This is a genomic window from Shewanella sp. SNU WT4 (genome assembly GCF_006494715.1).
GTDB lineage: Bacteria > Pseudomonadota > Gammaproteobacteria > Enterobacterales > Shewanellaceae > Shewanella.
In genome coordinates, this window is sequence record NZ_CP041151.1 from 2,480,890 (window position 1) to 2,506,520 (window position 25,631).

Consider the following 25,631-nt stretch of genomic DNA (forward strand, 5'->3'; position numbering starts at 1 on the left):
GAAGCGTATGGAAATCTGGCAACAAAGACGTTTAGATGAAGATAAACAAAGACGTTTTGATCAACGCAGCCCCTATCAGCGTGACCGCGCGCGCATTTTGCACAGCGCCGCCTTTAGGCGCCTACAAGCCAAAACCCAAGTCTTGGGGGTTGGCATGAATGACTTTTACCGCACTCGCCTGACCCACTCGTTAGAGGTATCCCAAATAGGCACAGGCATTGCGGCGCTGCTGCGAACTAAGCGCCCGGAATTAAACCATTTATTAGGGGATGATGCGCTAATTGATGCCCTGTGTTTGGCCCATGATATTGGCCATCCACCGTTTGGCCATGGCGGCGAAATTGCGCTTAATTTTATGATGCGTGACTTTGGCGGTTTTGAAGGTAACGGCCAAACCTTAAGAATTTTAACTAAGCTTGAGCCTTATACCTTAGATGATGGTATGAATCTGTGCCGCCGCACCTTACTGGGGGTACTTAAATATCCAGTGCTTAACAGCGCTATTCCAAGCCTAAGCCAGCCATCTGCCATCAAACCCTTTGCTCAAGTTAAAGCCAGCGATTGGTTACCCAACAAGGCGCTCTATGATGATGATGCTGATATCCTTGAGTGGATCCTATCCCCCCTAGCTAGTAAAGATATTGAGCTACTGCAAACCCTGCGTCCTAAAGCTAATGGGCAACTGCGCAGCGTTCATAAATCCTTAGATTGCAGCATTATGGAACTGGCCGATGATATCGCTTATGCCGTCCATGATTTAGAAGATGCCATTGTGATGGGGATAGTGAACCAAGCGCAGTGGCAAGAGCAAGTGCAACCTGTGATTGCCTCAAGCCTGGATGAGTATATTCGTGAACATTTAAGTGGTGTCACCCAAGCCTTATTTTCTAATACTCATCACTTACGCAAAAACGCCATTGGCATACTAATTAATGCCTTAGTGACTGCCATTGATATTAATGACAACCCAGAGTTTTCCTGTGAATTATTACGCTATAACGCTTGTCTATCGGCGCCGTTTGAGTTGTTACTTAATTGCTTAAAAACCTTTGTATCTGTCAATGTGGTGCATAAGCCTGAAGTGCAAATGCTGGAATACAAAGGCCAACAAATGATCATGAAACTGTTTGAAGCCTTTCAATCAGACCCCATGCGGCTGTTACCCACCAATACCCGCGCGCGTTATCAGCAAATGGATGCCAACCACGGCAACTCAACGCGCGTCATTGCCGATTATATTGGCGGCATGACAGATGATTTTGCCACACGTCTTTATCAACAACTGTTTAGCCCGTATGCCGGCAATATTCTGGATTTTGGCCCAGAGTAACGCTGACGGAAACAGTGAATACATTAATAATTCGAATTTTTATTAATGAATTAGCATAAATTGTACCCATAAAAAAACGCGCCTCTAGCGCGTTTTTTGTATTTTTTTGTATAGTGGCTTGCTTAGCTTGTTAACCTAACAAACTTGGGAACATGCCCTTAAAGCCCGCCGCTATCACTTCAATACCAATAGATAGCATTAATAGACCCATTAAACGGGTGATGACGTTAATACCGGTTTTACCCAAAATCCGATAAATAATCGAGGCCAAGCTAAAGAGTAAATAGCTCAGTAAGCCAAAGATAATCACAGTCACAAACATGCCGAGTACATTCATTAAAGTATTGTGCTCAGCGGCAAAAACTATCACAGAACTAATGGCGCCAGGGCCTGCCATTAATGGCAAGGCTAAAGGCACAACGGCAACGGATTCCATCGCCGAAGATTCTCTATCTTCTTCTTGGTTGCGTTTAACTTCACCAAGCTTACCTTGAAGCATAGACATAGCTATGATGGCAATCAGGCTGCCACCTGCAATTCTAAATGCCGATAAACTGATACTAAACATGTTCAAAATATGTTGGCCAGCCACTATGGTCACTAGCAGAATCACGACCACCGCAAAGTTAGCAACTTTAGCCGTATGCTTGCGATCCACATTGTTCTGATGACTAGTTAAACTCACAAAGACAGGTAATAACCCCACAGGGTTAATAATGGCCACTAAGCCAAGAAAAAATTTAACGTAAAGAGTGATATCCACGAGTGTTTCCTTTGACGATAGGCAGCCGTCAATTGGCGATGGCTAATAAGGCGGCTACTCTACCTTAATGAGGTTAGACACTGAATAGCGATTTATTGTGATAGCTCACACTTTGTAAAAATATCAATTTTTAATGCTTAAGCACGTACCTTCATCTAGCGATTAACTGTGATACCTCACAATTAACTAGAGATATTAATCATAGCGCTTAATTAGACTGATAAACGAGTTCTGAGCAACTTGCCATCGAGCCAACTAGCTTCTAAAACGATTCTTGCCATGCTCTTTAGCTTCATACATAAGCTGGTCGGCCTTATGTAGGCAAGATTCAAAATGGGCGTCGGTATCTTCCCACTGAGTAATACCAACGCTTACCGTAATACCTATATCCACAGAATCACTTATCTTAATTCTAAATTTTCGCAGCTCCGCCAGTAAGCGTTTAATTAATTGACTGGCTAACAACACCTTAGTGTTAGGCAGCAACAAACCAAACTCCTCCCCCCCAAGTCTTGCTATGGTATCTTCTTGCCTAAGCGCCGACTTTAATAACTCAGATAACACCACTAACACCTTGTCACCGGCGGCATGACCATAGATATCATTAATCCTCTTAAAGTTATCAACGTCCAATACGCACAAGACAAAGGGCATAGTTTGGCGTTTACTGCGCGCGCATTCTCGCTCTAAGGCATTCATAAAGTAACGCCGATTGACTAAGCCTGTGAGTGAGTCTGTCATCACCATGTGCTGCAGTTCTAATTGATGGGTTTGCATATCAGTAACATCGGTAGCAAAGCCCATAATGCCAATCACCACATTGTGATTATTAATAATGGCTTTCTTTTTTACGGAAAAATGATGGGTCACATGATCATTAAGACTTTGAATGCTTTCCATTTGCTCAAGATCTTCACCGAGTGCTAGCACGCGGTCATCATGAGCCGAGATAGTTTTAAGGCAGCTTGAGTGGAGAATATCTTCATCGCAAAAGCCTAACTGCGCATCCGCTGCAATCTTAAGATACTCGCGGCCAAGACGATTGATATAGACATAGCGCCGCGCCATATCTTTAACAAAAATAATCATGTCGGAATTATCAGCCACCAGCGTAAGTAATGCTTGGTTGATATCTATTAACTGCTCATCCGTGGACAATTTCATTGGTACTCTAACCTGATTATTTTATTAATATGATGAGTATAGCCAACCCATTGCATTTGCTGATGACAATGCCGATGAAACATCACTTATATAACAAGGGCTTTAATGAATGCTTGCGCTCTTATCATTTAAATCATTACTAACGAGGCACATCCTCTTTTAGCATTTTTTGCAGCAAGCTTAAGTTAAGCCATCGATCGAACTTAAAAGCCACTTGGTTAAGCTCACCCGCCGAGCTAAACCCTTGCCCTTGATGTAAACCAATACTGGCAAGATTGTCGCTATCAATAGCCGCTATCATGGTATGCATGCCCGCGGTTTTAGCTTCAGTAATCAAGGCTTGCAGCAATAAACGGCCAACGCCCTGTCCTTGATGTTCCGCATCAACATACAAGCTATGCTCCACGGTAAAGCGATTGGCGGCATAGGCACGAAAATGGCCATAAGAGCCAAAACCTAGGAGCTGCGATGCTGCCAAGGCGACGACTATGGGTTGCTGCTGGCTACTTTTAGTAGCAAACCAAGCACTTAACCAAGCATCATCTCTTGGCGCTAAGTCATAGAGGGCGGTGGTATTAATAATGGCGTGATTCATCAGCGCTAAAATTGCCGCGCTATCACGCGCTTCATTGGCATAAGCCAAGGTAATTGTTGTTGATGACATTAAGATTTCCGTAGTCACTGCGCCCTTAAAAGGAAAGTACATAGAGAACTATCCCATAGATAAAAAAGCCTGCTAATGCAGGCCTTTAGGATTATTTAGCTGTGTAGGTATTTAACCAGCCAAGCACATTGCCATACCACTGTTCCAGATTTTCCGGCGATAAAATCCAATGATTTTCGCTTGGATATATGAGTAATTTGGATGGAATATTATTGCGCTGCATATAAGTAAACGCCGCTAAGCCTTGATCATAAGGCACCCTGAAGTCTTTCTCACCATGGATAACCAGCATAGGGGTTTTCCAATTTTTGAGATGATTGACTGGGTTAAACTTCTCATACAGCGCCTTGTTCTGCTCGTACGGGCCACCAAATTCATACTCAGGAAACCATAATTCTTCAGTAACATGATACATAGAGCGCATGTCAAATAAGCCCGCGTGATTCACTAAACACTTAAAGCCATTAGGCCAGTTGCCTTGGATCCAGTTCATCATATAGCCACCATAACTGCCACCTAAGGCGCAGGCATTATTTTTGTCTAACCAAGGTTGCTGCTGGGCGACGCTCTCTAGACCTTTTTGCAAATCTTCCAGCGGCTTACCGCCCCAATCTTGACTAATGGAATCGGTAAACGCTTGGCCATAACCGGTGGAACCATGAAAATCGACCATCACTACGCCATAACCAGCACCCGCCCACACTTGTGGGTTCCAGCGATGGCTAAAGCTATTACCAAAGGAGCCTTGTGGGCCACCATGGACTAAATATGCAATGGGGTACTGTTTTCCAGCCTCAAAATTGGCAGGTTTTAACCAGTAACCATAAACAGTTTCGTTATTCCAACCTTTAAAATTGAACTGCTCAAATTCACCAAATTTGAGGCTGGCAAGCTTATCTTTATTCACAGCGGTAATGCGTGACACTTGATTAGTGCCTAAATCTAATGAATAAATGTCGCCCGGTTCAACTAAGCTACTGCGACTAAACACTATAGTTTCTGGGGTTAGCGCCACTAGGCGACTACTCCCTTCGCTATGCAAAGGTTTAACATCGCCAAATTGGGTATTCACTTCAAAAATGCCAACCTGACCTAAATCTTGCGCCGTTACATATAAGCTTTTACCGTCTTTAGAAAACATTAACGAATCAGGGCTTCTATCCCACAGCGGCGCCACTTCTTTTTTCTCACCAGTCACAGAATCAAGCAACATAATGCGGTAACGGTCTGCTTCAAAACCCGGTTTACTCATGGCTAAATAAGCAAGATAACGGCCGTCAGGCGAATAAGTTGCATGGGCATCCCAGGCCTTATTATCAGCGGTGAGGTTTTTAGCGGTGCCACCAGTCACAGGCACTTGCCATAAATCATAATTTGTCGTCCACGCTTGATCTTTACTTGGCGCTTTAGCGGTATACACCAAGGATTTATCGTCGGGCGTAAAGGTCACTTCTTCCATGCCTGAAAATGGCTTTGGCGGCGCTTCAGTATCAAGCCCTGCAGTCACGTCCACTAATTCACCAAGACCTGCAGCCGTTAATGGCGCCACAAACAAATGATTACGGGCATGATCGTGCCAAGTATCCCAATGGCGCACCATCAACTGAGTGTATTCTCGCCCCGCGTTTGGCTTATCAGCCTGAGCCGTAAACTTATCTTTCGAGCAGGTTAAGGTCTTACACTCAGGAAACACCCGAATTTGCAGGGCCACTTGATTGCCAGAATTATCTAATTGAAAACCATCAATATCTAACGGCAGTTGTGACACAGGCTGAGCTTCACCGCCTTGCAGTGACAGCCTAAATAACTGACTGGTGCCATTGCGATTGGCCAAGAAGTAAATTGATTGATTATCTGGGGCGAATGCCACTGAATGTTCAGTGCCTTTAGTGGCGGTTAACTGAATGGCTGGCGCATCAGGTTTAGTGACGTCCACCAAATACAATTCAGACTCTCGGTCACCGTTAGCATCCATCACATTTAAGCCATACACCAAGCGACTACCATCACTTGCCACCGCCACTGAATGCTGTTTATTCAACTTAACTAAGTCTTGCACACTAAATGGCTTCAAACTGCTACTGTGAGCCAGCTGCGCACTACTGGCCAAGGTTAAGGCCAACAATAATTTCGAATATTTCATTTGTTCTTCTTATTTAAGTGATTACCGCGCTAAAGCTTTACTGCGTACAAGCAAGCACAGTTTTTACTTGCTTGTACGTCGCAAAGTTAGCTAAGCGCGTGACTAAGATTGCTCAAGTTCAAATAGCTAACCAATTGAATAAATTAATTGGCATTAAGACTTATTAGCGCCAAGGTTCACTTTCCACTGGGCAGGCCCTGTGTCATGAACATTCACCCCTAACGAATCTACAGCGACTGTGACTGGCATATCGGTGACATCAAACTCATAGATAGCTTCCATGCCGAGATCGGCAAAGGCCACCACGCGCGCATGTTTAATCGCTTTAGAAACTAAATATGCGGCGCCACCCACAGCCATTAAATACACGGCTTTATGAGCTTTAATGGAAGCCACAGTCGCAGGTCCGCGCTCAGCCTTACCTATCATGCCCATCAAACCAGTTTTATCTAACATCATGTCGGTAAATTTATCCATGCGCGTCGCGGTTGTTGGGCCAGCAGGTCCCACCACCTCATCACGCACAGGATCAACTGGGCCAACGTAATAAATAAACTTACCATGAAAATCAACGCCATCAGGCAAAGCTTGGCCAGATTCAATTAACCCTTGAATACGTTTATGGGCAGCGTCTCGTCCGGTTAGCATTTTACCGCTTAGCAATAAGGTATCGCCGCTGCGCCACTGCTCCATCTCGGCTTGAGTCAAACTATTAAGATTGACGCGGCGAACATTTTCCCCGACTTCCCAAGTTATTTGCGGCCAATCAGCTAATGATGGCGGCGTGAGCGTGGCAGGTCCTGAGCCATCAAGATGAAAATGCACATGCCTTGTGGCGGCGCAATTGGGGATCATTACCACTGGTTTTGATGCGGCATGGGTTGGCGCCGATTTAATTTTGACATCAAGCACAGTAGTTAAGCCGCCAAGGCCCTGCGCGCCTATGCCTAAGTTATTGGCACGGGTAAAAATATCTAGTCGCAGTTTCTCTTCGGTCGTCACGGCGCCGCGCGCTTGTAACTCATGAATATCCACGCTTTCCATTAAGGCTTCTTTGGCTAGTACCGCAGCTTTCTCTGCCGTGCCACCTATACCTATGCCAAGCATACCTGGTGGACACCAACCAGCACCCATAGTTGGCAGCGTTTTTTCAACCCAAGCGGCGATATCATCGGAGGGATTAAGCATGGCCATTTTAGCTTTGTTTTCACTGCCGCCGCCTTTAGCAGCAATCATGACTTCAATATGATGACCAAGAACAGATTCAAGATGCACCACTGATGGGGTATTGTCTTTGGTATTGACCCGCGCGCCGGCAGGATCTGACACTATCGATGCCCGCAGTGGATTATCAAGATTGTTATAAGCGCGGCGCACGCCTTCATCGACCATTTGCTGCACCGTCATATCCGTCTTGTCCCATTTGACGTCCATACCGATTTTAACGAAAGTCGTGACTATGCCAGTGTCTTGGCATAAGGGACGTTTGCCTTCGGCAGACATGCGGGAGTTAATGAGAATTTGCGCCATGGCATCCTTAGCGGCAGCGCTTTGCTCGCGCTCATAAGCCAAGTTCATAGCATCGATAAAATCTTTCGGATGGTAATAAGAAATGTATTGCAGGGCATCAGCAATGCTATCGATAAAGTCTGCTTGCTTTATTAGGGTCATCTCGCGCTCCATCTAGGTTAACCCGTCACAGGTTAACTATGTCATTATAATTATTCCTCGGCTTATAATACCCGCAGTTAGGTTTCACGACTAGATCACAATATACATAAGGTGTTTACATGTTTGCTAACCGTCAAGTATCGCCAGCAACACTCGCATTAGGCTGGCAATTGACCAGTGCTGAAATATTTTCACAGTTGCAGCACTTACCTTGGGCCATGTTGCTTGATAGCGCTAACGCCAAACACATAGATGCACGCTTCGACATCATCTGCTTCGAGCCTATCGCCACTTTGCAGCAACAAGCGGATGGCTGTTATTTACGTGAACATATTTCACTGCTGGCAGTTAATAGCTCGCAACCAAATTCCAAGTGTAATACTCCCATTAGCGAGCCTGAGTTTATTAGCCAAGATCCGTTTGCAGCGTTAAAAATCGTGCAAGCGCGCTTTTTCCAAGAAGCGCAGCCATCGCACTTACCTTTTAGTGGCGGCTTAATGGGCACCTTAAGTTATGATTTGGGCCGTGAAGTTGAGACTATCCCTTGCATTGCTGCTGCTGATATTCACTTACCGACTATGGCCATAGGCGTGTATCCCGCGGCGCTTGTTTTTGATAATCAACATTCAAGCTGGAGCTTAGTGCATGCCTTTGGTCATGATGCCTTACAAGCTACACTGACTTGGCTGCAAGGACGTTTAGCAAGCGATTGTTCGACTAATGCGCCCGCAGCGCCTTTCAAGCTCACGGCGCCTTGGGCAGCGCAAATGACACCAAGCGAATACACGGCTAAGTTCGAGCAAATTCAAGCCTATTTACATAGCGGCGATTGTTATCAGATTAACTTAACTCAGCGCTTTAGTGCCCCGTATCAAGGCGATGAGTGGAGTGCTTATTTACGCCTACGCGCTGCTAACCAAGCGCCGTTTTCGGCCTTTATCCGCTTACCTGAGCAAGCCATTTTATCCATATCCCCTGAGCGTTTTATTCGGTTGCAACACGGATTAGTGGAAACTAAGCCGATTAAAGGTACCTTGCCGCGCCATAGCGACCCGCTGCAAGACAGCGCCAATGCTACCCGTTTAGCCAATTCAGAAAAAGATCGCGCTGAAAACTTAATGATTGTCGACTTACTGCGTAATGACATAGGAAAAGTTGCCAGCGCAGGTAGCGTGCGAGTGCCAAAACTGTTTGATATTGAAAGCTTTCCAGCCGTGCATCATTTAGTGAGCACAGTGACCGGTGAATTAGCCCCTAATTATCAGGCCGCAGATTTATTAAAGGCATGTTTTCCTGGTGGCTCGATTACTGGCGCCCCCAAAATTCGCGCTATGGCCATTATTGAGCAACTCGAGCCTTCGCGGCGCAGCATTTATTGCGGCTCGATTGTCTATATCAGCCAAGATAACAAGATGGATAGCAGCATTTGTATTCGCACCTTACTTGCCGAAGATAGTCAGTTATATTGCTGGGCGGGCGGCGGCATAGTGGCAGACTCAAAAGCGGCGAACGAGTATCAAGAAAGCTTTGATAAGGTAAGTAAAATATTGCCACTACTTGGCGATATGCCTAAGGCCACGCCTTGTTAATCTTGTAAAAGATAACTGACTCACGCGGCCAAGCGCTTACACCAAACAATGACTCTGAATTATGGCCTCAAGCTATGGCATTGAAGTGACTGACAATAAAGGATGATACATGCAGCTAGCTGAACTAAAAATGCGCTTTTTACTGCAATCAGTGACTGCTGCGCGCGTGTTGCCTATGCTTGCCCCGCCAAAAAAGTTAGTGCAAGCGGCGGTATTAATGCCCTTTTTTCAAACAAGATCAGGCGCGCAGTTACTGTTAACCCGCCGCGCAGCCCATCTTAATGCTCACCCAGGCCAAATTAGCTTTCCAGGGGGCAAACATGAAGGGCGCGACGGCGATTTAATTACGACGGCGCTGCGCGAAACCCAAGAAGAAATTGGCATCCACACCGAGCAAATTGAAGTATTAGGCTGCTTGCACAGCAACCATACCTTAAGTGGTTTTAGTATCACCCCTGTGGTTGCCATTATTCATGGCGCTTTTACGCCAACACTTGATAAAAATGAAGTGGCTGAATGCTTCTCTGTGCCATGGCAGCATTTAATGCAAGCCCAGCACAGGCATACTGCCAAGTTTCGCCGCCAAGGCCAAGACATGACTGTGGGGTTTATCCCCTATCAAGATAAATTTATTTGGGGCGCGACCGCGGCCATGATAGATCAATTAGCCCTACAGTTAGCTGATGCGGTTCAGTAACTCTATTTCTAACTCGCCCTATTGATTAAGTAACCTTGATTAGCTAAAAGTGCGTTATCAAGACGTCGCAATCGCGAGTCAAAACAAGGGTTCGTCAGTACAAGTTACGTAAAGCCATCCCTAAAATTTGCCAGCGCAGTGACTAAGCGTCTAAATTTCTACCAATATCACGCTATTTGTCGGCTGCAGGGCTTTTTACCCTTGAGAAAACCCTGTATCAAGGTAATATAAGCGTCCAAAATTGTTAATAACGTCTTTTCGTTGGAGAACTAAGCAACAATGAGCATTGCATCTGTCGCTGCTGTATTTAAAGGGGAATTTGCTGTCGGTTCGCAAGTCACAGTTCGTGGCTGGGTGCGTACTCGCCGTGATTCCAAAGCCGGAATTTCTTTTCTGGCCGTCTATGACGGTTCCTGTTTTGATGCCATTCAAGGTGTAGTGCCAAATAGCTTAGAGAATTATCAAGACCAAGTGCTGAAATTAACTGCAGGTTGTTCTGTAGTAATGACGGGCGAAGTGGTTGAATCTCCAGGCGCTGGCCAAGCTTATGAATTGCAAGTGACTGACGTTAATGTCACTGGTTGGGTCGATGATCCAGATACTTACCCAATGGCAGCAAAGCGTCACTCAATCGAGTACTTACGTGAATTAGCCCATTTACGCCCACGCACTAACTTAATTGGTGCTGTTGCGCGCGTTCGTAACTGCTTATCTCAAGCCATTCACCGTTTCTATCACGAGCAAGGCTTCATTTGGGTATCTACCCCGCTGATCACTGCCTCTGATTGTGAAGGTGCTGGTGAGATGTTCCGCGTATCGACCTTAGATATGGAAAACTTACCTCGCACTGATGCGGGTAAAGTAGACTACGACCAAGATTTCTTCGGTAAAGAAGCTTTCTTAACGGTTTCTGGCCAGTTGAACGCTGAAACTTATGCGTGTGCCTTATCTAAGGTTTACACCTTTGGCCCGACTTTCCGCGCTGAAAACTCTAACACTAGCCGTCACTTGGCTGAGTTCTGGATGGTTGAACCTGAAGTTGCCTTCGCGACCTTAGATGATGTTGCCGGTCTTGCTGAAGCTATGCTTAAGTACGCATTCAATGCCGTATTAGCTGAGCGTCGTGACGATTTAGAGTTCTTCGCCCAACGTGTCGACAAGACAGTGATTGAGCGTTTAGAGTCTTTCGTGAGCAGCGACTTTGCACAAGTTGACTATACCGATGCGGTAACCATTCTTGAGAACTGTGGTAAGAAGTTCGATTATCCAGTGACTTGGGGTATCGATTTACAGTCTGAGCATGAGCGTTACTTAGCTGAAGAACACTTTAAAGCCCCTGTGGTAGTGAAAAACTATCCAAAAGACATTAAAGCCTTCTACATGCGCTTAAACGATGACGGTAAAACCGTTGCCGCTATGGACGTATTAGCTCCTGGTATCGGTGAAATCATCGGTGGTTCACAGCGTGAAGAGCGTCTTGACGTGCTGGACATGCGTTTAGCCGAAATGGATTTATCACAAGAAGATTACTGGTGGTATCGTGACCTGCGTCGTTATGGCACAGTGCCACACGCAGGTTTCGGTTTAGGCTTTGAGCGTTTAGTGTCTTACGTAACTGGCGTATCTAACATCCGTGATGTTATCCCATTCCCACGTGCGCCGCGCAGCGCCACTTTCTAAGCGCTATTACTAGCCATTAAGAAAGTACAATAAAAAGGAGCCCTAAGGCTCCTTTTTTGTTATCTAACGTTTGAGTCTTTAAATGATTATTTACCTGAGCACCCATTAGTGGTGAGGTAAACATCTGCTAGCTGCGCGTTGACAATACCGTAACCAAAATAGTTATCTTTGCCGATGGCTCCGGCATCCATTGCCGTTGCTTTTAACGCGTTTCGTATTTGTGTACCTGTACATTCTGAATGGTTAGACCATACCAGTGCGGCAACACCTGATACCGCAGGGGTTGCCATAGAAGTGCCACTCATAAAACCGTAGTCACTCGCAGCAATAGATACTGATATATTTTGTGCGTTCAATAAGGTTGCTCTGTCTTCTAGCGCAGCCCCCACGGCGGGGATAGTTGTCGCATTAGTATCACCCAAAGTGGCGTATAGCATGCCAGATACGTTGTTAACTATAACCGCTGCAACACCCCCAGAATTTTGACAGTTCAGCACTTTGTCGTGGAATGAAATTGCGCCACGATCAATAAGACACACCTTACCGTTGGCATTTGTATCAATAGCTTGCGCAGTACCCATATAATGAGCGTTCGATGCGGTCACAACCCCTAGATTTTCCATCGCTGACGAAGCTATTGCGGCACTATCTGCCGTCACAGCTGCCGCAGTGGCCATGCCTACTGGGTATGTAGATAAGGTATTTACACCACCGGCCGTGACTTCAACACAAATACCATCGTCGTTTACCGCTCTTTTACCGCGTCCACTTAGGCAGGTTGGGAATTGCGAAAAACTAGCAATATTGTTATTGGCATCATTAGCACCAATCATCATCACCGATGGGTAACCTGCAGGATAGGAACGCACTGAATTACCATCATTACCCGCCGCGGCGAGCACTAAACCACCTGCAGCAGTAAAATCATCAAAAGCCTTCTTCTCAGTCCTATTGGTGCCACCGCCGCCTAAGCTCATGCTGATGATGTTTGCGCTGGCGTTACGACACTTGCTGGCCGCGTAAGCTAAATCAGATGAGTACCCCCAACCTGATGCATTAAACACTTTGACTATGTGCAAGGCTACGCCTGGTGCCATACCTATCACGCCCACGTCGTTGTCTGCCGCCGCTATGGTTCCCGCAACGTGAGTACCGTGCGGGCCACCATTGTCATACCAGTTACCCGTGCCAGAATCGTTATCACCTGTGATATTATTCCAAACAAAATCTGGGTTTGAAGCATCTAAACCTGAATCAATGACACACACTTTCATGCCTGCACTTGGATTAAAGGTCACTTCATTCGCGCGAGACTGATAAATAGCATATGGGGTAATTTGTGTTGACATGGGGTCACCCACATCATCCTTATACAAGGCTAAGGGATAGCGACGAACGTCTTCTTCAATGAGGGTGATGTGTGGGTTTTTAAGTAAGCCTTTAACTTGTGCTAAATCTTTGCCAGTAAAGGTGGCTGCAAAAAACGCGTCACCCTCTAGCTTAATGTCACCGCCTAATTTTTTTGCTAATGCTTTAACAACACCTTGATGCCCCGCTGCCACTTCAATGACATAACGATGGTCATCCGCTTGCACTTGGGTGATAACACCAACAGATAACACCATAATTCCGCTTGCTATTCGTGTTAGCTTCATTGTTTTACTCCATTAAGTTCAACGTTATCAGTCCTAAGTTGCATCAAATGTTTACGAAGCTTTTATCCGAAAGACTTAGGTCGTATGAGTTAGCAACCTCCCAAACATGGGGTCTGCATCCTAAGGCTAATTCACAACTTACCTCTGTAATTAGCCACCACTGTAAATATAGATGCTCGAACCATAAGTTGCGCTGTGACCATTTCGGCCTGCTAAGCCATTCAAGACCCATTCAATGCCATATTAACTCGGCTAATGATGATAAAAAGTTTTTCAACCAAAGAGTTGATAAAGCAGACTTGAGTGTTTAAGTCTTTCGTAACAAACGATTGTTTGGGCGGTACTAACTTAAACCATGGCAGTGAAACCATTATCACTATGGGAATATTCGCTCTAAGGTGCGGTGAAATGATCTATGCGGCGGTAACAACAAGATCACTACAGCTATCAAGTAGAGCCTTCAATGCGGTTAAACAATCACAACTGGGTAGCGTTAATTTCTTTGTTATGACTGTCATTTCTAGGAAAGAGATTTGGAGTGTACTGGTCAGTTTTAATTGAGCAGTACAAAGCGTAAGAAGTAAGGCTCAATGAAACTGAAAAATCGAGGGCGTTCAAAATTCTGTGTCAGGCTAATTTTTAAATTTCTAGCACGCTATCTAAACGCCCTTCAAAATAAATCGCTAACTGAGATAAACAAAGGCTCCAATTGTGGATTGGCATGGTCCATTTATCTGAGGCGTTTAATATGCCTGCATAAAGTAGCTTCAACAAGCTATTTTCATTAGGAAAAGCACCTTTGGTTTTGGTGAGCTTTCTAAATTGGCGATGTACCGCCTCAACGGCATTGGTCGTGTAAATCACTTTCCTGATATGTTCTGGGTACCTAAAATAATGGGACAAATTATGCCATTTGCGATGCCAAGAGTTGATTACCAGCGGATAAGCATCACCCCATTTGGCCTCCAGTTCGTCCAATGCCATCTCTGCGGCTTCTTTACTCACGGCTCGATACACAGGCTTTAAATCAGCCATAAACGCTTTCTGATGTTTTGAGGCGACATACTTCATTGAGTTGCGGATCTGGTGGATAACACATAGCTGTGTTTCCGTATTAGGGAAGATACTGGCTATCGCCTCAGGGAAACCGGTCAAGCCGTCAACACAGGCGATAAGAATATCTTTTACACCACGATTATTAAGATCGGTCAGTACGGATAGCCAGTAATTAGCGCCTTCATTTTCGGATAAATGAAGCCCTAAAATTTCCTTTTTTCCTTTCATATTAAGCGCTAACAATGTGTAAACGGCTTTACTGACGTAACGCCCATCCTCTTTGACTTTATAATGTATCGCATCAAGCCAAACGATAGGATAATGGCTATCTAATGGGCGCTGTTGCCACGCTTTAAGTTCGGGGATGAGTTTATCAGTGATAGCACTGACTGTTGCGTTAGATACATTGATCCCATACATATCTTCAACATGTTGATTAATATCGCGATAGCTCATACCTATACTGAACATCGATAACACTTTACGTTCGATTTCATCGGTTAGCGTAGTTTGATTTTTCTTAATCAACTGAGGTTCAAAAGTGCCATTGCGGTCTCTAGGGGTGTCTAACTCAAAGTTACCGGACGGATGCTTAATGGTCTTAGGGGTTTTGCCATTTTTACGATTAGGCAGAGGATCATGCGCTAAATGCTGCTCAAGCTCAGCCTGGAGAGCCGCTTCAGTGAGTTGCTTGATCAGTGGACCAAGAATGCTGTCTTTACCTGTGAGGCTTTTACCTGACTGCAGATCTTTAAGGGCTTGTTCGAAGTTAAAAGGTTGGGTCATGTGTCATTCCTGTTTTTGAATATTTTACTGAAATGACACAGAATTATGAACACTACCGAAAAAATCACGAGTTAGCAGTCCCTTTAAACCTTAAGTTAATCAAACTAGATATTGGTAAAGGTTGTTTTGCGCCCCATATAATTCCATTGTGTGTTTAAAACCAAAGCCGATTTTTTTAAGCAATTGGTTAGAGCGGATATTATCTGGAAGGGTGACAGCTAAAACTGTCGCTAATGCGCAAGTTTTCATAGTGACGGTTAAGGTTTTTTCAGCGGCTTCACTCGCATAACCGTTACCACAAAATTGCGTCAAAAACGCATAACCTAAATCTGGATATGCAAGTTCGTCTCTTTTTAATACCCCGCACATACCTATGGGAGTGTTATCACTGCTTAGCGTAACTAAATTAAGCCCAAACCCATGTTTATCATAACTCGCCATCGGGCCATGTTTTAGATAGTTAATGGCATCATCTGCAGTACGTACTTTTTTGTCCGCAATATAACGAATAAAGGATTCTTCATTGAGTAATTGAATAATAAACTCAGCATCACTCAATTCAAACTGTCTAATAATCAACCGCTCGGTTTCACATACCACTTTCATATGAATATTTCCTATCTTAAAAATACTGACGCTTAGTAAGCACAAAAACCTTGATGATTATTTGCAGCGCTCAGTGCTGAACTAATACAACCCGCTAAAACCCGCGGCGCTGTCAGCGTGAATAATGACTATTTACTGTATTTGCCACTGCTGCTGGCAAAAAGCGTCGAATTGGCTGGCAAGGCCGGTCATTTTACGGCTTTTATGATGAATCCGATAAAAAGAGCGTTTAAGGTTCATATCGCTAATACGCACCCGCGCTAATAGACCAGCATTAATATCATCATTAACGATTAAGCCTGATAACACCCCAAGGCCACCGCCTTGCTTTACGGCTTGTTTAATGGCATCTGCGGTATTAAAGCTAAATGATAATTGCGGTTGCACGCCCTTTTCCAGCATGTTATTGACAAACACTTCGCGCGTACCGGAGCCTGATTCGCGCAGCACCCACACTTCTGCAGCTAATGACGCAGCGCTGACTTCTGTATTGGCAAAAGGATGATTAGGCGCGCAAAAAACCACTAACTCATCCTGCTGCCATTGACTGACATGTAAGCGTCTATCTGGGCAATGCCCTTCGATATACCCCATTTCGCTGTGACCTTCCAAAACGGCATCGATCACTTGTTGAGTGTTACCTATGTGTAGTTGGCAATGCACTTGCGGATGCTGCAATTGAAACTTTACGCTGGCCCCCGCCAATAAGTAATTACCTAAGGTGGAACTGGCACTCAATCTAAGGTTACCCGAGAGTAAATCTGCATCAGGATCAAAGCTTTGCTCGATTTCGTCAACCCTATCTAAAATATCTATGGCTTGGGGTAATAATTGCTCGCCTCTGGCATTGAGCTGTAAACGGTTGCCTTTACGGATAAACAGTTGGCAAGCTAATTGACGTTCAAGCTCGGCCAATGACATAGACGTCGCAGGCGCCGATAAGCTTAGTTGCTGCGCGGCGCGAGCCACTTGACCACTGCGCGCGACAGCCACAAAAACGGCCAACTGTTTCAAACTAATTTTCACTCAAGCTCCTTGGGATGACTGCTTTATATCTCCATTGACATCGTGCAGTTTTGGCTATGTTGTTATTACTTTTTTATTCTTTTTGCCGCGGCAAACGGCTCGCTGTGGTAGCTGCGCTCCATTGGCGACGTTTTACTTTTTGTTTGTTACGAATGGGCGTTAACGGTGAGTCGATTTTACGCGCCACTAATACATAAATACTGCCAGCGCCAGGTAACCATGATTTAAGAGAGTCTTGCCAGAAGGAATACTCTTTTAGTGGACCGATTAATGGGTGATATAAACGCCTTTCATCGGCGACTAATTGATAGCCTAATAAATGCAGCCAGTCTTTTACCCGCGACGGTAAATAAAAATGGCCGCACCAAGGGAAATCTCTTTGATATTTAGGCAGCATTTTACCAAAAAACAAGGGGCTTAAAGGGTTAAACCCTATGATGAATAAATAGCCGCCACTGATGAGTACCCTATCGACTTCACGCAAAATGCGGTATGGATTAGTTTCAAACTCAAGTAAACACGGCAAAATTGCAGCATCAATAGTAGCGGCTTTAAAGGGTAAGTCACTGCAACTGGCAATCACGCCGCAACCTGGTTCGCCAGCTAAGGTGATTTGATGATTGATGCGACAGCTTGAGCTATCTAAGTCACGCGCTAAGTGACCAAGTTTGAGCAAGTGATAACCAAATACTTTCGGCCACCAAGGGCTAAGCGCACTATTAATGTGCTGCGCCAACACGTCACCATGGCTGAAATCGCGCCAACTAAAGGGATGATGATTATCAGCTGTCACAGGTAGACCTCTTAAAAATCATAATACTAGCCTTATCCTTGTTGTCTTATTGGTAAGTACCTTAATCCGTGCTTGCCGTGGCAAGCTGTACTTTGCGGTTAAGCCGTTAGTTGTGGCATATTGGCGACACCTTTTTTGAGGAAGACCCATTATGCTAACGCTTACCCCCATTGCTGCACTCTCAGATAATTACATTTGGTGGCTACATAACTCAAGTGAACAACTCAATTATGTGGTTGACCCAAGCACAGCCACTGAAGTCATTGAGCAACTATCACAAGGTGGCCAAGTGCTGCACGGCATTTTAATCACTCATCATCATTGGGACCATACCGGCGGTATTGACGCCTTACTGGAATATTATGGCGATATTCCTGTTTATGGCCCAAGCCCTAGTGTTGCCAGTGTGACGCATCCCATCACAGCAGGTACTTATGCATTAGCTGGGCTTGGTGATGTGACAGTTTTTGCCATTCCGGGTCACACCTTAGACCACCTAGCCTACTATTTTGCGCCATTTCTATTTTGTGGTGACACACTTTTTAGCGGTGGCTGTGGACGTTTATTTGAAGGCACTGCCGAGCAAATGGTGCAATCTCTTAGCCAACTTCAGGCCTTACCTGATGATACCTTAGTGTGCTGCGCCCATGAATATACCTTAGCAAATCTTAAATTTGCTATGGCCGTTGAGCCTGATAACCAAGAATTAATTGATTATCAGCAATGGGTTATTGCTCAAAGAGACGCAGGACGCATTACTTTACCCAGCACGATAGCCAGAGAGAAGGCTATCAATCCATTTTTGCGCTGTCATAAAACCAACATTCAACAAACAATTCTCACACACCAAACACAAGTATCTGATGGAAATGTGAGCTACTTTGCCCTTTTGCGCCAATGGAAAGACAAGTTCTAAAAATTACTATACTATGCCCCCCTCTTCAGTAACAAGGAAACACAGAAGAAACACTTAACTTATTGAAAAGTAGTAGATTAGAGGAAAGCTCCTGTACATGCGCCTATCAAAAATTATGTTAGTAGTGGGAATTGCCCTGCTCACTGGCTGTCAATCATTCGACAACACAGAAGCTGAGCTGCCACAGGCGAAAGTCACTAGAGCACCAGTTACGCCAGAAGAAATTATCGTAGAAACCACGCCAGAACCGGTTGTTATCACGGATGTATGGCAACGAGTGCGTGAGCAACTTGATTTTCCGATCCCAGATGAAAAACTGGTGAATCAATATCGTGATTGGTATATCAAACATCCTGAGCATTTAGCTACAATCTCAGAGCGTGCCAGTCCATTTATGTTCATGATTGTTGAACAATTAGAACAAAGAAATTTACCCATGGAATTGGCGTTACTGCCAATTGTCGAAAGTGCATTTGATCCTTTCGCCTACTCCCATGGTGCGGCCTCAGGTTTGTGGCAGTTTACTTCACCTATGGCTAAGCATTTTGGCTTGTCAATGAATTGGTGGTATGACGGTCGTCGTGACGTGCCAGCGGCCACTACCGCAGCCTTAGATATGCTTGAGTATCTTCATGGTAAGACTCATAACAACTGGTTATATGCTATTGCCGCATACAACACAGGTGAAGGTCGCGTACTCAATGCCGTTAAGCGTAATCGCGCTAAAGGCCAATCGACTGACTTTTTCTCGCTGAGTTTACCGCGAGAAACTGAGCGTTATGTGCCGCAGTTACTCGCATTAGCCGACGTGATTAAAAATGCTGACAAATATGGCATTAAATTAACACCGATTGCTAATGAACCTGTGCTTGAAGTGATTGATGTAGGTAGTCAAATTGATTTAGCGTTTGCCGCCGATCTTGCCGATATGTCAATTAGCGAGCTGCACAAGTTAAACCCAGGCTATAACCGCTGGGCAACGGCGCCCGAGGGTCCACATACTTTAGTGATCCCAGTGGAAAAGTCTGATGCCTTTAAACTGGCATTAAATGACACTGAGTCGACTGAACGCCTAAATTGGTTACGTTATAAAATTAAGGCCGGTGATAGTTTAGGCATGATTGCCAAAAAGTATCACACTAGCGTTGATGTTATTCGCTCAGTAAACAATATCAAAGGCAACAGCATAGTCGATGGTCGCCATTTGTTGTTACCTGTGGCGGCTAAATCGCCTGAACTGTATTCATTCTCAGCCGATCAGCGTTTAAAGTCGAAGCAATCGACAAAACGCGCGAACTATAAGCAAGAATATACAGTCAAAGCCGGTGATTCTTTTTGGAAAATCGCCAACAAGCACAACACTAGCGTCGCTAAACTGGCAAGCTGGAATGGCATGGCACCGAAAGATGCCTTACGTCCAGGTAAAAAGTTAGTGATTTGGACCAATAAGGTAAGCCAGCAGCAAAGCGATAGCGCTGTGATGCGCACAGTAAATTACAAAGTAAAAAGCGGTGATTCACTGGCTAAAATTGCCAGTAAATTCAACGTTACTGTGAGCGAGCTGACTCGTTGGAATAATTTGCAGAATAAGAAGTATCTGCAACCTGGTCAAATGCTAAAGCTACATGTTGATGTGACTAAGATGAGTGTCTAATCCTATTGGGATGTCACAGATACAGTACTAAAAAAACGGGGCCTCAGGCCCCGTTTTTGTTGGTGTTGTTAATTTTTTAAACCGTGTAATTGATTACTGGCCGCAACTATTCAATCTTAACTCGAGTCACCGCCATAGCGGCATCCCCCGTTGTGACTAAACGGCCATTAAAGCTGGCTTGCCACTGCATTCCAGGTTTTGCCTTAGCTAACACCTCTGCGGGCACAGTAAACTTAACTTCGCGTACGCCGCCTGCGGCCACCGTTGATTCACGCATCGCTTGGGTAAACATATAGCTTTCTGACCAGCGCCACAGCACTTGGCCATTGGCCGCCACTAAGGCCAAATCACCATTTTGCCCCGAATTAAAACTCAAATACACTGGGCTTGCGGTAGGATTCGTGACTGTCAGCACCCAAGTATCTGCCTCTTGAGTTAACGCCCCCTGCAAAACACCTAAGTTCATACTTGCCTCATCTTGTAAGCGACTGCCTTGATGCCCCCCCAAGTGATGCCCAGAAGAGGCAGGATGGACGCCAGCACACGCATTGATGCTCATAGCTATCGCGGCGACTCCAGCTACGTTAATCATTACCGCTAACCCAGTTTTCATTAAAAGACTCCAAGTTTATCGAGTAACTTATTTTTAAGCTTATCTTCAACCTTTTTAACTTCATCTTTCACTTTATTGTTTAATAACGCCTTAGTATCTAAAGCAAATTTAGGCTCAGTAAAGGTGCCAGTAATAAGTAATGGAATGCTGATACCCGAGAGTTCATCATTGCTGCCCTGTCCTTTGAGGCTGCTAACCACTTTAGTGGTTAACTGATAATGCAAACTTTCATTAATGATATTGGCATCGCCTTGGCCGCTTACGCGAATAAGTGGCGACTGCAACAGTAAATCTGGATTATTGGCTATGCCATTAGCTAAGGTAAAGCTGCCCGCTAAGCTCGAAAAGTCGGTTTTCTTTTCAGCCTCCTGGGTTTGCAAATCGCCTTTAAGTGCCGCTTGCGCTTCACGGATCATGTGCGGAATGTTAACGCCATAAAGTGAGCCATCAGTAAATTCAAACTTACCTTTAGCTTGCAGATTTTTCTTTAAATTATCTGGAATTAAACTGCGGCCATGGCCAGATACTTCAAAGGCAGTCGCGCCCGCTAATAAATCAATATCCGCAAGCTCAGTTAATAACGGCCGAATTTGTACGCCAGTTAATTGCTGAGAAAAGCGATAACTTGGCACAGACTCACGGCCATCAAGACTAGCATTCATGCTAAATTGACCTTGATATAATTGCGCGGTAAGCGACGTTAAATTCGCCACGCCCTTATTAATATGTGCCTCTAACTGCCATGCACCAGTCGTGAACTTATCTAGGGTTAAGCCCGCGATACTGACACTGGTTTTAACATCGATATTGTTAAGCCCACTTAAATCTGGCTCGCTCACCACCTTAGACTTAGCGCTAGCATTGTCACTATTAGCAGCACTTCCTGCGTCATTAGTCGCGCCGTCGGTTACAGGTATCCAAGGGGTGAGATTAATCGCATCAAACTTGAAATTAGATACAATTTTAGGCACGGCCTTGGCGTAGTTAACGGCGACTTTACCCTGACCATTAATATTGTTGGCCACCAGCTTGGTTAACACCATATCTAACTGCTTAGCGTTTAAATCGACTGCTATATCTGTTACTAAATTAGTCTTAAGTTCGCCATTAGGTATGCCTGCGCCCACCAGCACAGTTTGAATATCAAGCTCACTAATTCGCGCTAGGCTGTAATCTTGGTTGACCCACACTTTACCATTAGCGTTTGAGGTGACTTTCATATCTGGCATATCAGCACTAAAGGCTAAGCTGATAGGCGTAGCGACTTCAGGAATAAAATGCCCCAAGGTAAAGTTATCTAAGCTAAACACTTGCTGGCTATTATCTTTTTGATTAATCATATTAATCTTGGTATTAGCGATACTAATACCACCAATTTCAAGACTCGCCATGGAAATACCCGATGTTGGTCCAGCATTTTCTACATCAGCTTTTTCGGTGGCTGCTTTTTCGGTAGCAGTGTTGTCAGTGCTGGTGTCAGTCGCGCCGTCGCCCAAGCCACTAAAACTAGTTTGGCCATTTTTAGCCGTCACTAGGTTAGCGGTTAAACCATCAACACGAATTTCAGCAATTTGAATGCTTTTACTAAATAGCGGCATAAGCGCTACTGCAACGGTTGCTTCCTGAATTTGCACCATGGGCTCACTGGACAAACCTTTAGGGTTAGCAAAACTCACCCCACCTAGGCGAATGCCGACATCTGGATAAAAACTCCAACGTAAATCATCCGCAATCGTTAATTGTCGACCGGTAGCCTTTTCAACTTCGGCGGTTAACTGCCCCTTGTAATCATTAATATTGAAGAAAACACTCAGATAAATCACAGGCACCAATATGATAATGGCGACTATGACCAACAACCATTTAAGCAGTTTCATAACTCACTCCCTGATAAAAAGAAAATAACGCTTGAGTTTAGCTGAATTAACTCAAGCTAAGCGGTTGGTTGCAGATTAATATTCCATTAGGATCTGCGTATAAATACATACCTGGGCGAATAAGAATATTCTCAATCGTGACATCAACATTGATGTCACCCTTGCCTAATTTCTCGGTTTTTATAGGGCATGCTGCTAGCGCGCACACCCCTAAGGTTAACCCTGAAATCGCCACCACATCACGCACGGCGCCATAAATCACAATCCCGGCCCAGCCTTGCTCCGTCGCATTAGCCGCTATCATGTCACCCAATAACGCGCGGCGCAGCGAACCTTGTCCATCAACCACTAATACGCGGCCAAGACCTGGGGTTGCCAATAATTGTTTAACCATAGAATTATCTTCAAAGCATTTCACTGTGACTATTTCACCGCTGAAATTTTTGCTACCACCGAAATGCTGAAATATAGGCGGCAAAACAGTCACTGAATTTGGATACTTATCGCAAAGATCTGGCAGAAGATCGTACATGGTCGCCCTCACACAAATTAACAAACAAGACGCAACCAATGTAACAAAAGCAAAACATGAGGAGCAAGTAATAAGTCGTTAATACCAATAAAATTCTTGAGCATCGAAGAATTACGTTTATAATGAAATTGAAATAAGCTCTTAATACCTATTTTTTGCCTAAGTTAATATTCTTACTTTTAATAAATAGGTAACTAGATACTCTGTTCAACAGTACCCGCATTATTGGAATTGTATGTCTAACAAATTTGATTTACAGCGTGCCTTAGATGCACTTGATGAATATGGCTATGACAAAAAACACTCAACGGATCTTGAGCAAGCGCGCACTAAGCCTCAAATGGAAAAATACATTAACAATCTAGACTACAGTCTTAAACGCCTGCAGTTACTCCAGCAAGTCGTTAATGAAGCCGTCGATAATAAAATTAATGCCCAGAAGCAAATCGAGCAAGTACAAACATTTAAAACTAAAATAATTAATCTATCGCGTGAATGGAATATGTCATATCAAGATGTGCTTGCACTCTTAGCGACCCGCAGTAAGTAATTATGGCGTCAATGATTCAACGGTAATAAATTAATCCGCAATCATTCAAGTGTAACAAAAAAATCACGCAGCTAATATCTGCGTGATTTTTTATCTCTATTTTAAGGCTATTGTTAGTGCCTTATTATTCACCTTGTATGACTTATCGCTTGTGTAGACTTTGCTTAAACCTTGCTTAATATCGCAATCCCAGGTTTGGTCCTGATGGCGAGCAGCAAGAGTATGGCAAGTAAGTACCACAAGGGCTCTTGCCAGCCCGATTTAAGCGACCAATAGAAATGCCACACAGCCAGTAAGGCCACTAAATAAATACTGTTATGTAACGACTGCCAACGCCGCCCCATTTTTGTCTTAAGAGCGCTCACTGAAGTTATGGCTAATGCCAATAACAATAACCAGTTAACCACACCTAATAAGATGTAAGGTCTTGAAAGTACTTCATCAAAAAATAGGCGCCAATCAAATAATAAATCAAGACTAATGAAGGCTAATACATGCAAACTCGCATAAAAAAATACATATAAACCAAGCAAACGCCTAACATTCATTAATGCCGCAAACTTTAATCGCTTCGCCAACGGACTAATCAATAAGGTAACAATTAAACAGTTAAGCGCGCCAATACCAGTAAAGTGGATAATATATTCCACTGGATCGCCGCCGGCATTATTAGTCGCGACTTGCAGCATTAATAACGCGATAGGAATAATAGCAATAAGGTGCAAGGTAATTTTTAAGCAGAGCAACTGCTGATAAGACAATCTCACCGCCATCAATAAAACCTCGATAAATCCATGTTGGCATAAATATCAGCCACTTGTTCTTGATAGCCATTAAACATCTGGGTCGCTATGCGCTTAGCACCAAATATTCCACCTTCAGTAATACGTCTTTCACTGCCTTGAGACCAGCGCGGATGATCGACATTAGGATTCACATTAGCAAAAAAACCATATTCATCAGGTGCTAACTGGCTCCACGTGGTAGGTGGTTGACTTGAAGTCACCCGAATTTTCACAATAGATTTAATACTCTTAAAGCCATACTTCCACGGCACGATTAAGCGAATAGGCGCGCCATTTTGTGGCGCTAAAGTATTACCATATAAGCCTAACGATAATAAGGTTAATGGATTCATGGCTTCAGCGAGTGTTAGCCCTTCAACATAGGGGTAATCTATGCCGCCGCCCAGAGCCCTATCTTGTTGACCTGGCATTTGCTTGGGATCATACAAGGTTTCAAACGCCACATATTTGGCATTGGCATTTGGCGCCGCCGCGGCAAGCACATCCGCCAGTGGAATACCAATCCAAGGAATGACCATGGACCAAGCTTCTACGCAGCGCAGTCGATAAATTCGCTCTTCTAGACCAAAACGTTTAATGAGCTCATCAATATCAAATGTCAGGGGCTTATCCACCTCCCCTTCAATCACTATTTGCCAAGGGGTAGTAATAAGCCCTTGGCTATTTTGCTGCGGGTCAGTTTTATTGGTGCCAAATTCATAAAAGTTATTGTGGGAAATGACTTTATCAAAGGGCGTCAGAATTTCATTTGACTCAGCACTTTTGACGTATTGCAACTGCTTGAGTATCGCGGGCGGCGCATTATCTTTACCTGTAAACGCATCAAATAGTCCAGCATGCACAGAGGGAGAAACACTGCTAGCGAGCGCGCCAAAGCCTAAGGCTTTAATTATGCTACGTCTTTGATTAAATACGGCTTCTGGTGTCACTTCATTTTCTGATAGTTGCCAACTATTGCGTTTAACTATGCCCGGTATAAATCGAGTTGTTGTCATAAAACATCCTATTTAGTGGCGCCATTAGCAACCACAGTTATCACGATTAACTGCACCTAGCGAGT

The 25,631-nt window shown here is 44.4% G+C and carries 22 protein-coding genes; 7 read left to right on the forward strand and 15 right to left on the reverse strand.

Annotation, left to right across the window (positions count from 1 at the left end):
* Positions 1-7: 7 nt before the first annotated feature.
* Positions 8-1,330, forward strand: a complete 1,323-nt coding sequence (locus FJQ87_RS11140) for an anti-phage deoxyguanosine triphosphatase (RefSeq protein WP_140932692.1) — start codon at positions 8-10, stop codon at positions 1,328-1,330.
* A gap of 130 nt (positions 1,331-1,460) precedes the next feature.
* Here FJQ87_RS11140 and FJQ87_RS11145 read toward each other — a convergent pair whose 3' ends face one another.
* The 5 genes from FJQ87_RS11145 to FJQ87_RS11165 all read right to left on the reverse strand — a co-directional run bounded on the left by FJQ87_RS11145 (position 1,461) and on the right by FJQ87_RS11165 (position 7,747).
* On the reverse strand, positions 1,461-2,093 hold the full coding sequence (locus FJQ87_RS11145; RefSeq protein WP_140932693.1) for a YchE family NAAT transporter: 633 nt from the start codon (positions 2,091-2,093) through the stop codon (positions 1,461-1,463).
* Positions 2,094-2,348: 255 nt separating this feature from the next.
* Positions 2,349-3,257 (reverse strand): sensor domain-containing diguanylate cyclase, encoded by a 909-nt coding sequence (locus FJQ87_RS11150; protein WP_140932694.1) that lies wholly within the window; start codon positions 3,255-3,257, stop codon positions 2,349-2,351.
* Between the two features lie 139 nt (positions 3,258-3,396).
* Positions 3,397-3,921 (reverse strand): GNAT family N-acetyltransferase, encoded by a 525-nt coding sequence (locus FJQ87_RS11155; RefSeq protein WP_140932695.1) that lies wholly within the window; start codon positions 3,919-3,921, stop codon positions 3,397-3,399.
* 91 nt (positions 3,922-4,012) lie between these two features.
* On the reverse strand, positions 4,013-6,064 hold the full coding sequence (locus FJQ87_RS11160) for a S9 family peptidase (RefSeq protein ID WP_140932696.1): 2,052 nt from the start codon (positions 6,062-6,064) through the stop codon (positions 4,013-4,015).
* Positions 6,065-6,217: 153 nt separating this feature from the next.
* A complete protein-coding gene (locus tag FJQ87_RS11165; RefSeq protein ID WP_140932697.1) occupies positions 6,218-7,747 on the reverse strand; it encodes a fumarate hydratase in 1,530 nt (509 codons plus the stop codon).
* A 107-nt stretch (positions 7,748-7,854) separates the two neighbouring features.
* Between FJQ87_RS11165 and pabB the strand changes: the two genes are divergently transcribed.
* From pabB to asnS, 3 genes are all read left to right on the forward strand, one after another.
* Positions 7,855-9,324, forward strand: coding sequence for an aminodeoxychorismate synthase component I (gene pabB, locus FJQ87_RS11170; RefSeq protein WP_140932698.1), 1,470 nt, complete (start codon positions 7,855-7,857; stop codon positions 9,322-9,324).
* Positions 9,325-9,433: 109 nt separating this feature from the next.
* Positions 9,434-10,021 carry a CoA pyrophosphatase gene (locus FJQ87_RS11175; RefSeq protein ID WP_140932699.1) on the forward strand — a complete coding sequence of 196 codons (588 nt, stop codon included), beginning with the start codon at positions 9,434-9,436 and terminating at the stop codon, positions 10,019-10,021.
* A 279-nt stretch (positions 10,022-10,300) separates the two neighbouring features.
* Positions 10,301-11,701, forward strand: coding sequence for an asparagine--tRNA ligase (asnS, locus tag FJQ87_RS11180; RefSeq protein ID WP_140932700.1), 1,401 nt, complete (start codon positions 10,301-10,303; stop codon positions 11,699-11,701).
* Between the two features lie 86 nt (positions 11,702-11,787).
* Here the strand turns inward: asnS and FJQ87_RS11185 are convergent, their stop codons facing one another.
* The 5 genes from FJQ87_RS11185 to FJQ87_RS11205 all read right to left on the reverse strand — a co-directional run bounded on the left by FJQ87_RS11185 (position 11,788) and on the right by FJQ87_RS11205 (position 17,623).
* A complete protein-coding gene (locus FJQ87_RS11185) occupies positions 11,788-13,356 on the reverse strand; it encodes a S8 family serine peptidase (RefSeq protein WP_140932701.1) in 1,569 nt (522 codons plus the stop codon).
* A 639-nt stretch (positions 13,357-13,995) separates the two neighbouring features.
* Positions 13,996-15,198 (reverse strand): IS256-like element ISSod4 family transposase, encoded by a 1,203-nt coding sequence (locus tag FJQ87_RS11190; protein ID WP_140932702.1) that lies wholly within the window; start codon positions 15,196-15,198, stop codon positions 13,996-13,998.
* A gap of 99 nt (positions 15,199-15,297) precedes the next feature.
* Entirely contained in the window at positions 15,298-15,804 is a 507-nt protein-coding gene (locus tag FJQ87_RS11195) for a GNAT family N-acetyltransferase (protein ID WP_140932703.1), read from the reverse strand.
* Between the two features lie 132 nt (positions 15,805-15,936).
* Positions 15,937-16,830, reverse strand: a complete 894-nt coding sequence (locus FJQ87_RS11200; protein WP_140932704.1) for a LysR substrate-binding domain-containing protein — start codon at positions 16,828-16,830, stop codon at positions 15,937-15,939.
* Between the two features lie 73 nt (positions 16,831-16,903).
* Entirely contained in the window at positions 16,904-17,623 is a 720-nt protein-coding gene (locus FJQ87_RS11205) for a methyltransferase domain-containing protein (protein ID WP_140932705.1), read from the reverse strand.
* A 151-nt stretch (positions 17,624-17,774) separates the two neighbouring features.
* On the opposite strand from FJQ87_RS11205, the gene gloB reads away from it, so the two are divergent.
* Both gloB and FJQ87_RS11215 read left to right on the forward strand, forming a co-directional pair.
* Complete coding sequence (gene gloB, locus FJQ87_RS11210; RefSeq protein ID WP_140932706.1) at positions 17,775-18,539, forward strand: hydroxyacylglutathione hydrolase; 765 nt, start codon at positions 17,775-17,777, stop codon at positions 18,537-18,539.
* Between the two features lie 97 nt (positions 18,540-18,636).
* Positions 18,637-20,193 carry a LysM peptidoglycan-binding domain-containing protein gene (locus FJQ87_RS11215; protein ID WP_140932707.1) on the forward strand — a complete coding sequence of 519 codons (1,557 nt, stop codon included), beginning with the start codon at positions 18,637-18,639 and terminating at the stop codon, positions 20,191-20,193.
* 106 nt (positions 20,194-20,299) lie between these two features.
* On the opposite strand, the gene FJQ87_RS11220 is transcribed toward FJQ87_RS11215, so the two are convergent.
* From FJQ87_RS11220 to FJQ87_RS11230, 3 genes are read right to left on the reverse strand one after another with little or no spacing between them, the layout of a single operon-like run.
* Positions 20,300-20,806 carry a BsuPI-related putative proteinase inhibitor gene (locus FJQ87_RS11220; protein ID WP_140932708.1) on the reverse strand — a complete coding sequence of 169 codons (507 nt, stop codon included), beginning with the start codon at positions 20,804-20,806 and terminating at the stop codon, positions 20,300-20,302.
* The gene (locus tag FJQ87_RS11225; RefSeq protein WP_140932709.1) at positions 20,806-22,683 is read right to left on the reverse strand and encodes an AsmA family protein; all 1,878 of its coding nucleotides are present in this window, start codon (positions 22,681-22,683) and stop codon (positions 20,806-20,808) included. Before FJQ87_RS11225 ends, FJQ87_RS11220 begins: the two co-directional genes overlap by 1 nt.
* A gap of 46 nt (positions 22,684-22,729) precedes the next feature.
* Positions 22,730-23,215, reverse strand: a complete 486-nt coding sequence (locus FJQ87_RS11230) for a putative 4-hydroxy-4-methyl-2-oxoglutarate aldolase (protein ID WP_140932710.1) — start codon at positions 23,213-23,215, stop codon at positions 22,730-22,732.
* 235 nt (positions 23,216-23,450) lie between these two features.
* Between FJQ87_RS11230 and FJQ87_RS11235 the strand changes: the two genes are divergently transcribed.
* The gene (locus FJQ87_RS11235) at positions 23,451-23,765 is read left to right on the forward strand and encodes a hypothetical protein (protein ID WP_140932711.1); all 315 of its coding nucleotides are present in this window, start codon (positions 23,451-23,453) and stop codon (positions 23,763-23,765) included.
* Positions 23,766-23,929: 164 nt separating this feature from the next.
* On the opposite strand, the gene msrQ is transcribed toward FJQ87_RS11235, so the two are convergent.
* The gene (msrQ, locus tag FJQ87_RS11240) at positions 23,930-24,538 is read right to left on the reverse strand and encodes a protein-methionine-sulfoxide reductase heme-binding subunit MsrQ (RefSeq protein ID WP_140932712.1); all 609 of its coding nucleotides are present in this window, start codon (positions 24,536-24,538) and stop codon (positions 23,930-23,932) included.
* Positions 24,538-25,566: a protein-methionine-sulfoxide reductase catalytic subunit MsrP gene (gene msrP / locus FJQ87_RS11245; protein ID WP_140932713.1), complete on the reverse strand. Its 1,029-nt coding sequence runs from the start codon at positions 25,564-25,566 to the stop codon at positions 24,538-24,540. Before msrP ends, msrQ begins: the two co-directional genes overlap by 1 nt.
* Between the last annotated feature and the right edge of the window lie 65 nt (positions 25,567-25,631).

Bases quoted from the DNA above. Each gene is read 5' to 3' on its own strand.
- FJQ87_RS11230 (WP_140932710.1), bottom strand. From the start codon at position 23,215: ATGTACGATCTTCTGCCAGATCTTTGCGATAAGTATCCAAATTCAGTG.
- FJQ87_RS11235 (WP_140932711.1), top strand. From the start codon at position 23,451: ATGTCTAACAAATTTGATTTACAGCGTGCCTTAGATGCACTTGATGAA.
- FJQ87_RS11190 (WP_140932702.1), bottom strand. From the start codon at position 15,198: ATGACCCAACCTTTTAACTTCGAACAAGCCCTTAAAGATCTGCAGTCA.
- FJQ87_RS11215 (WP_140932707.1), top strand. From the start codon at position 18,637: ATGCGCCTATCAAAAATTATGTTAGTAGTGGGAATTGCCCTGCTCACT.
- FJQ87_RS11165 (WP_140932697.1), bottom strand. From the start codon at position 7,747: ATGGAGCGCGAGATGACCCTAATAAAGCAAGCAGACTTTATCGATAGC.
- FJQ87_RS11150 (WP_140932694.1), bottom strand. From the start codon at position 3,257: ATGAAATTGTCCACGGATGAGCAGTTAATAGATATCAACCAAGCATTA.
- FJQ87_RS11155 (WP_140932695.1), bottom strand. From the start codon at position 3,921: ATGTCATCAACAACAATTACCTTGGCTTATGCCAATGAAGCGCGTGAT.
- asnS (WP_140932700.1), top strand. From the start codon at position 10,301: ATGAGCATTGCATCTGTCGCTGCTGTATTTAAAGGGGAATTTGCTGTC.
- FJQ87_RS11225 (WP_140932709.1), bottom strand. From the start codon at position 22,683: ATGAAACTGCTTAAATGGTTGTTGGTCATAGTCGCCATTATCATATTG.
- FJQ87_RS11185 (WP_140932701.1), bottom strand. From the start codon at position 13,356: ATGAAGCTAACACGAATAGCAAGCGGAATTATGGTGTTATCTGTTGGT.
- msrQ (WP_140932712.1), bottom strand. From the start codon at position 24,538: ATGGCGGTGAGATTGTCTTATCAGCAGTTGCTCTGCTTAAAAATTACC.
- FJQ87_RS11160 (WP_140932696.1), bottom strand. From the start codon at position 6,064: ATGAAATATTCGAAATTATTGTTGGCCTTAACCTTGGCCAGTAGTGCG.
- msrP (WP_140932713.1), bottom strand. From the start codon at position 25,566: ATGACAACAACTCGATTTATACCGGGCATAGTTAAACGCAATAGTTGG.
- gloB (WP_140932706.1), top strand. From the start codon at position 17,775: ATGCTAACGCTTACCCCCATTGCTGCACTCTCAGATAATTACATTTGG.
- FJQ87_RS11195 (WP_140932703.1), bottom strand. From the start codon at position 15,804: ATGAAAGTGGTATGTGAAACCGAGCGGTTGATTATTAGACAGTTTGAA.
- FJQ87_RS11220 (WP_140932708.1), bottom strand. From the start codon at position 20,806: ATGAAAACTGGGTTAGCGGTAATGATTAACGTAGCTGGAGTCGCCGCG.
- FJQ87_RS11175 (WP_140932699.1), top strand. From the start codon at position 9,434: ATGCAGCTAGCTGAACTAAAAATGCGCTTTTTACTGCAATCAGTGACT.
- pabB (WP_140932698.1), top strand. From the start codon at position 7,855: ATGTTTGCTAACCGTCAAGTATCGCCAGCAACACTCGCATTAGGCTGG.
- FJQ87_RS11140 (WP_140932692.1), top strand. From the start codon at position 8: ATGGAAATCTGGCAACAAAGACGTTTAGATGAAGATAAACAAAGACGT.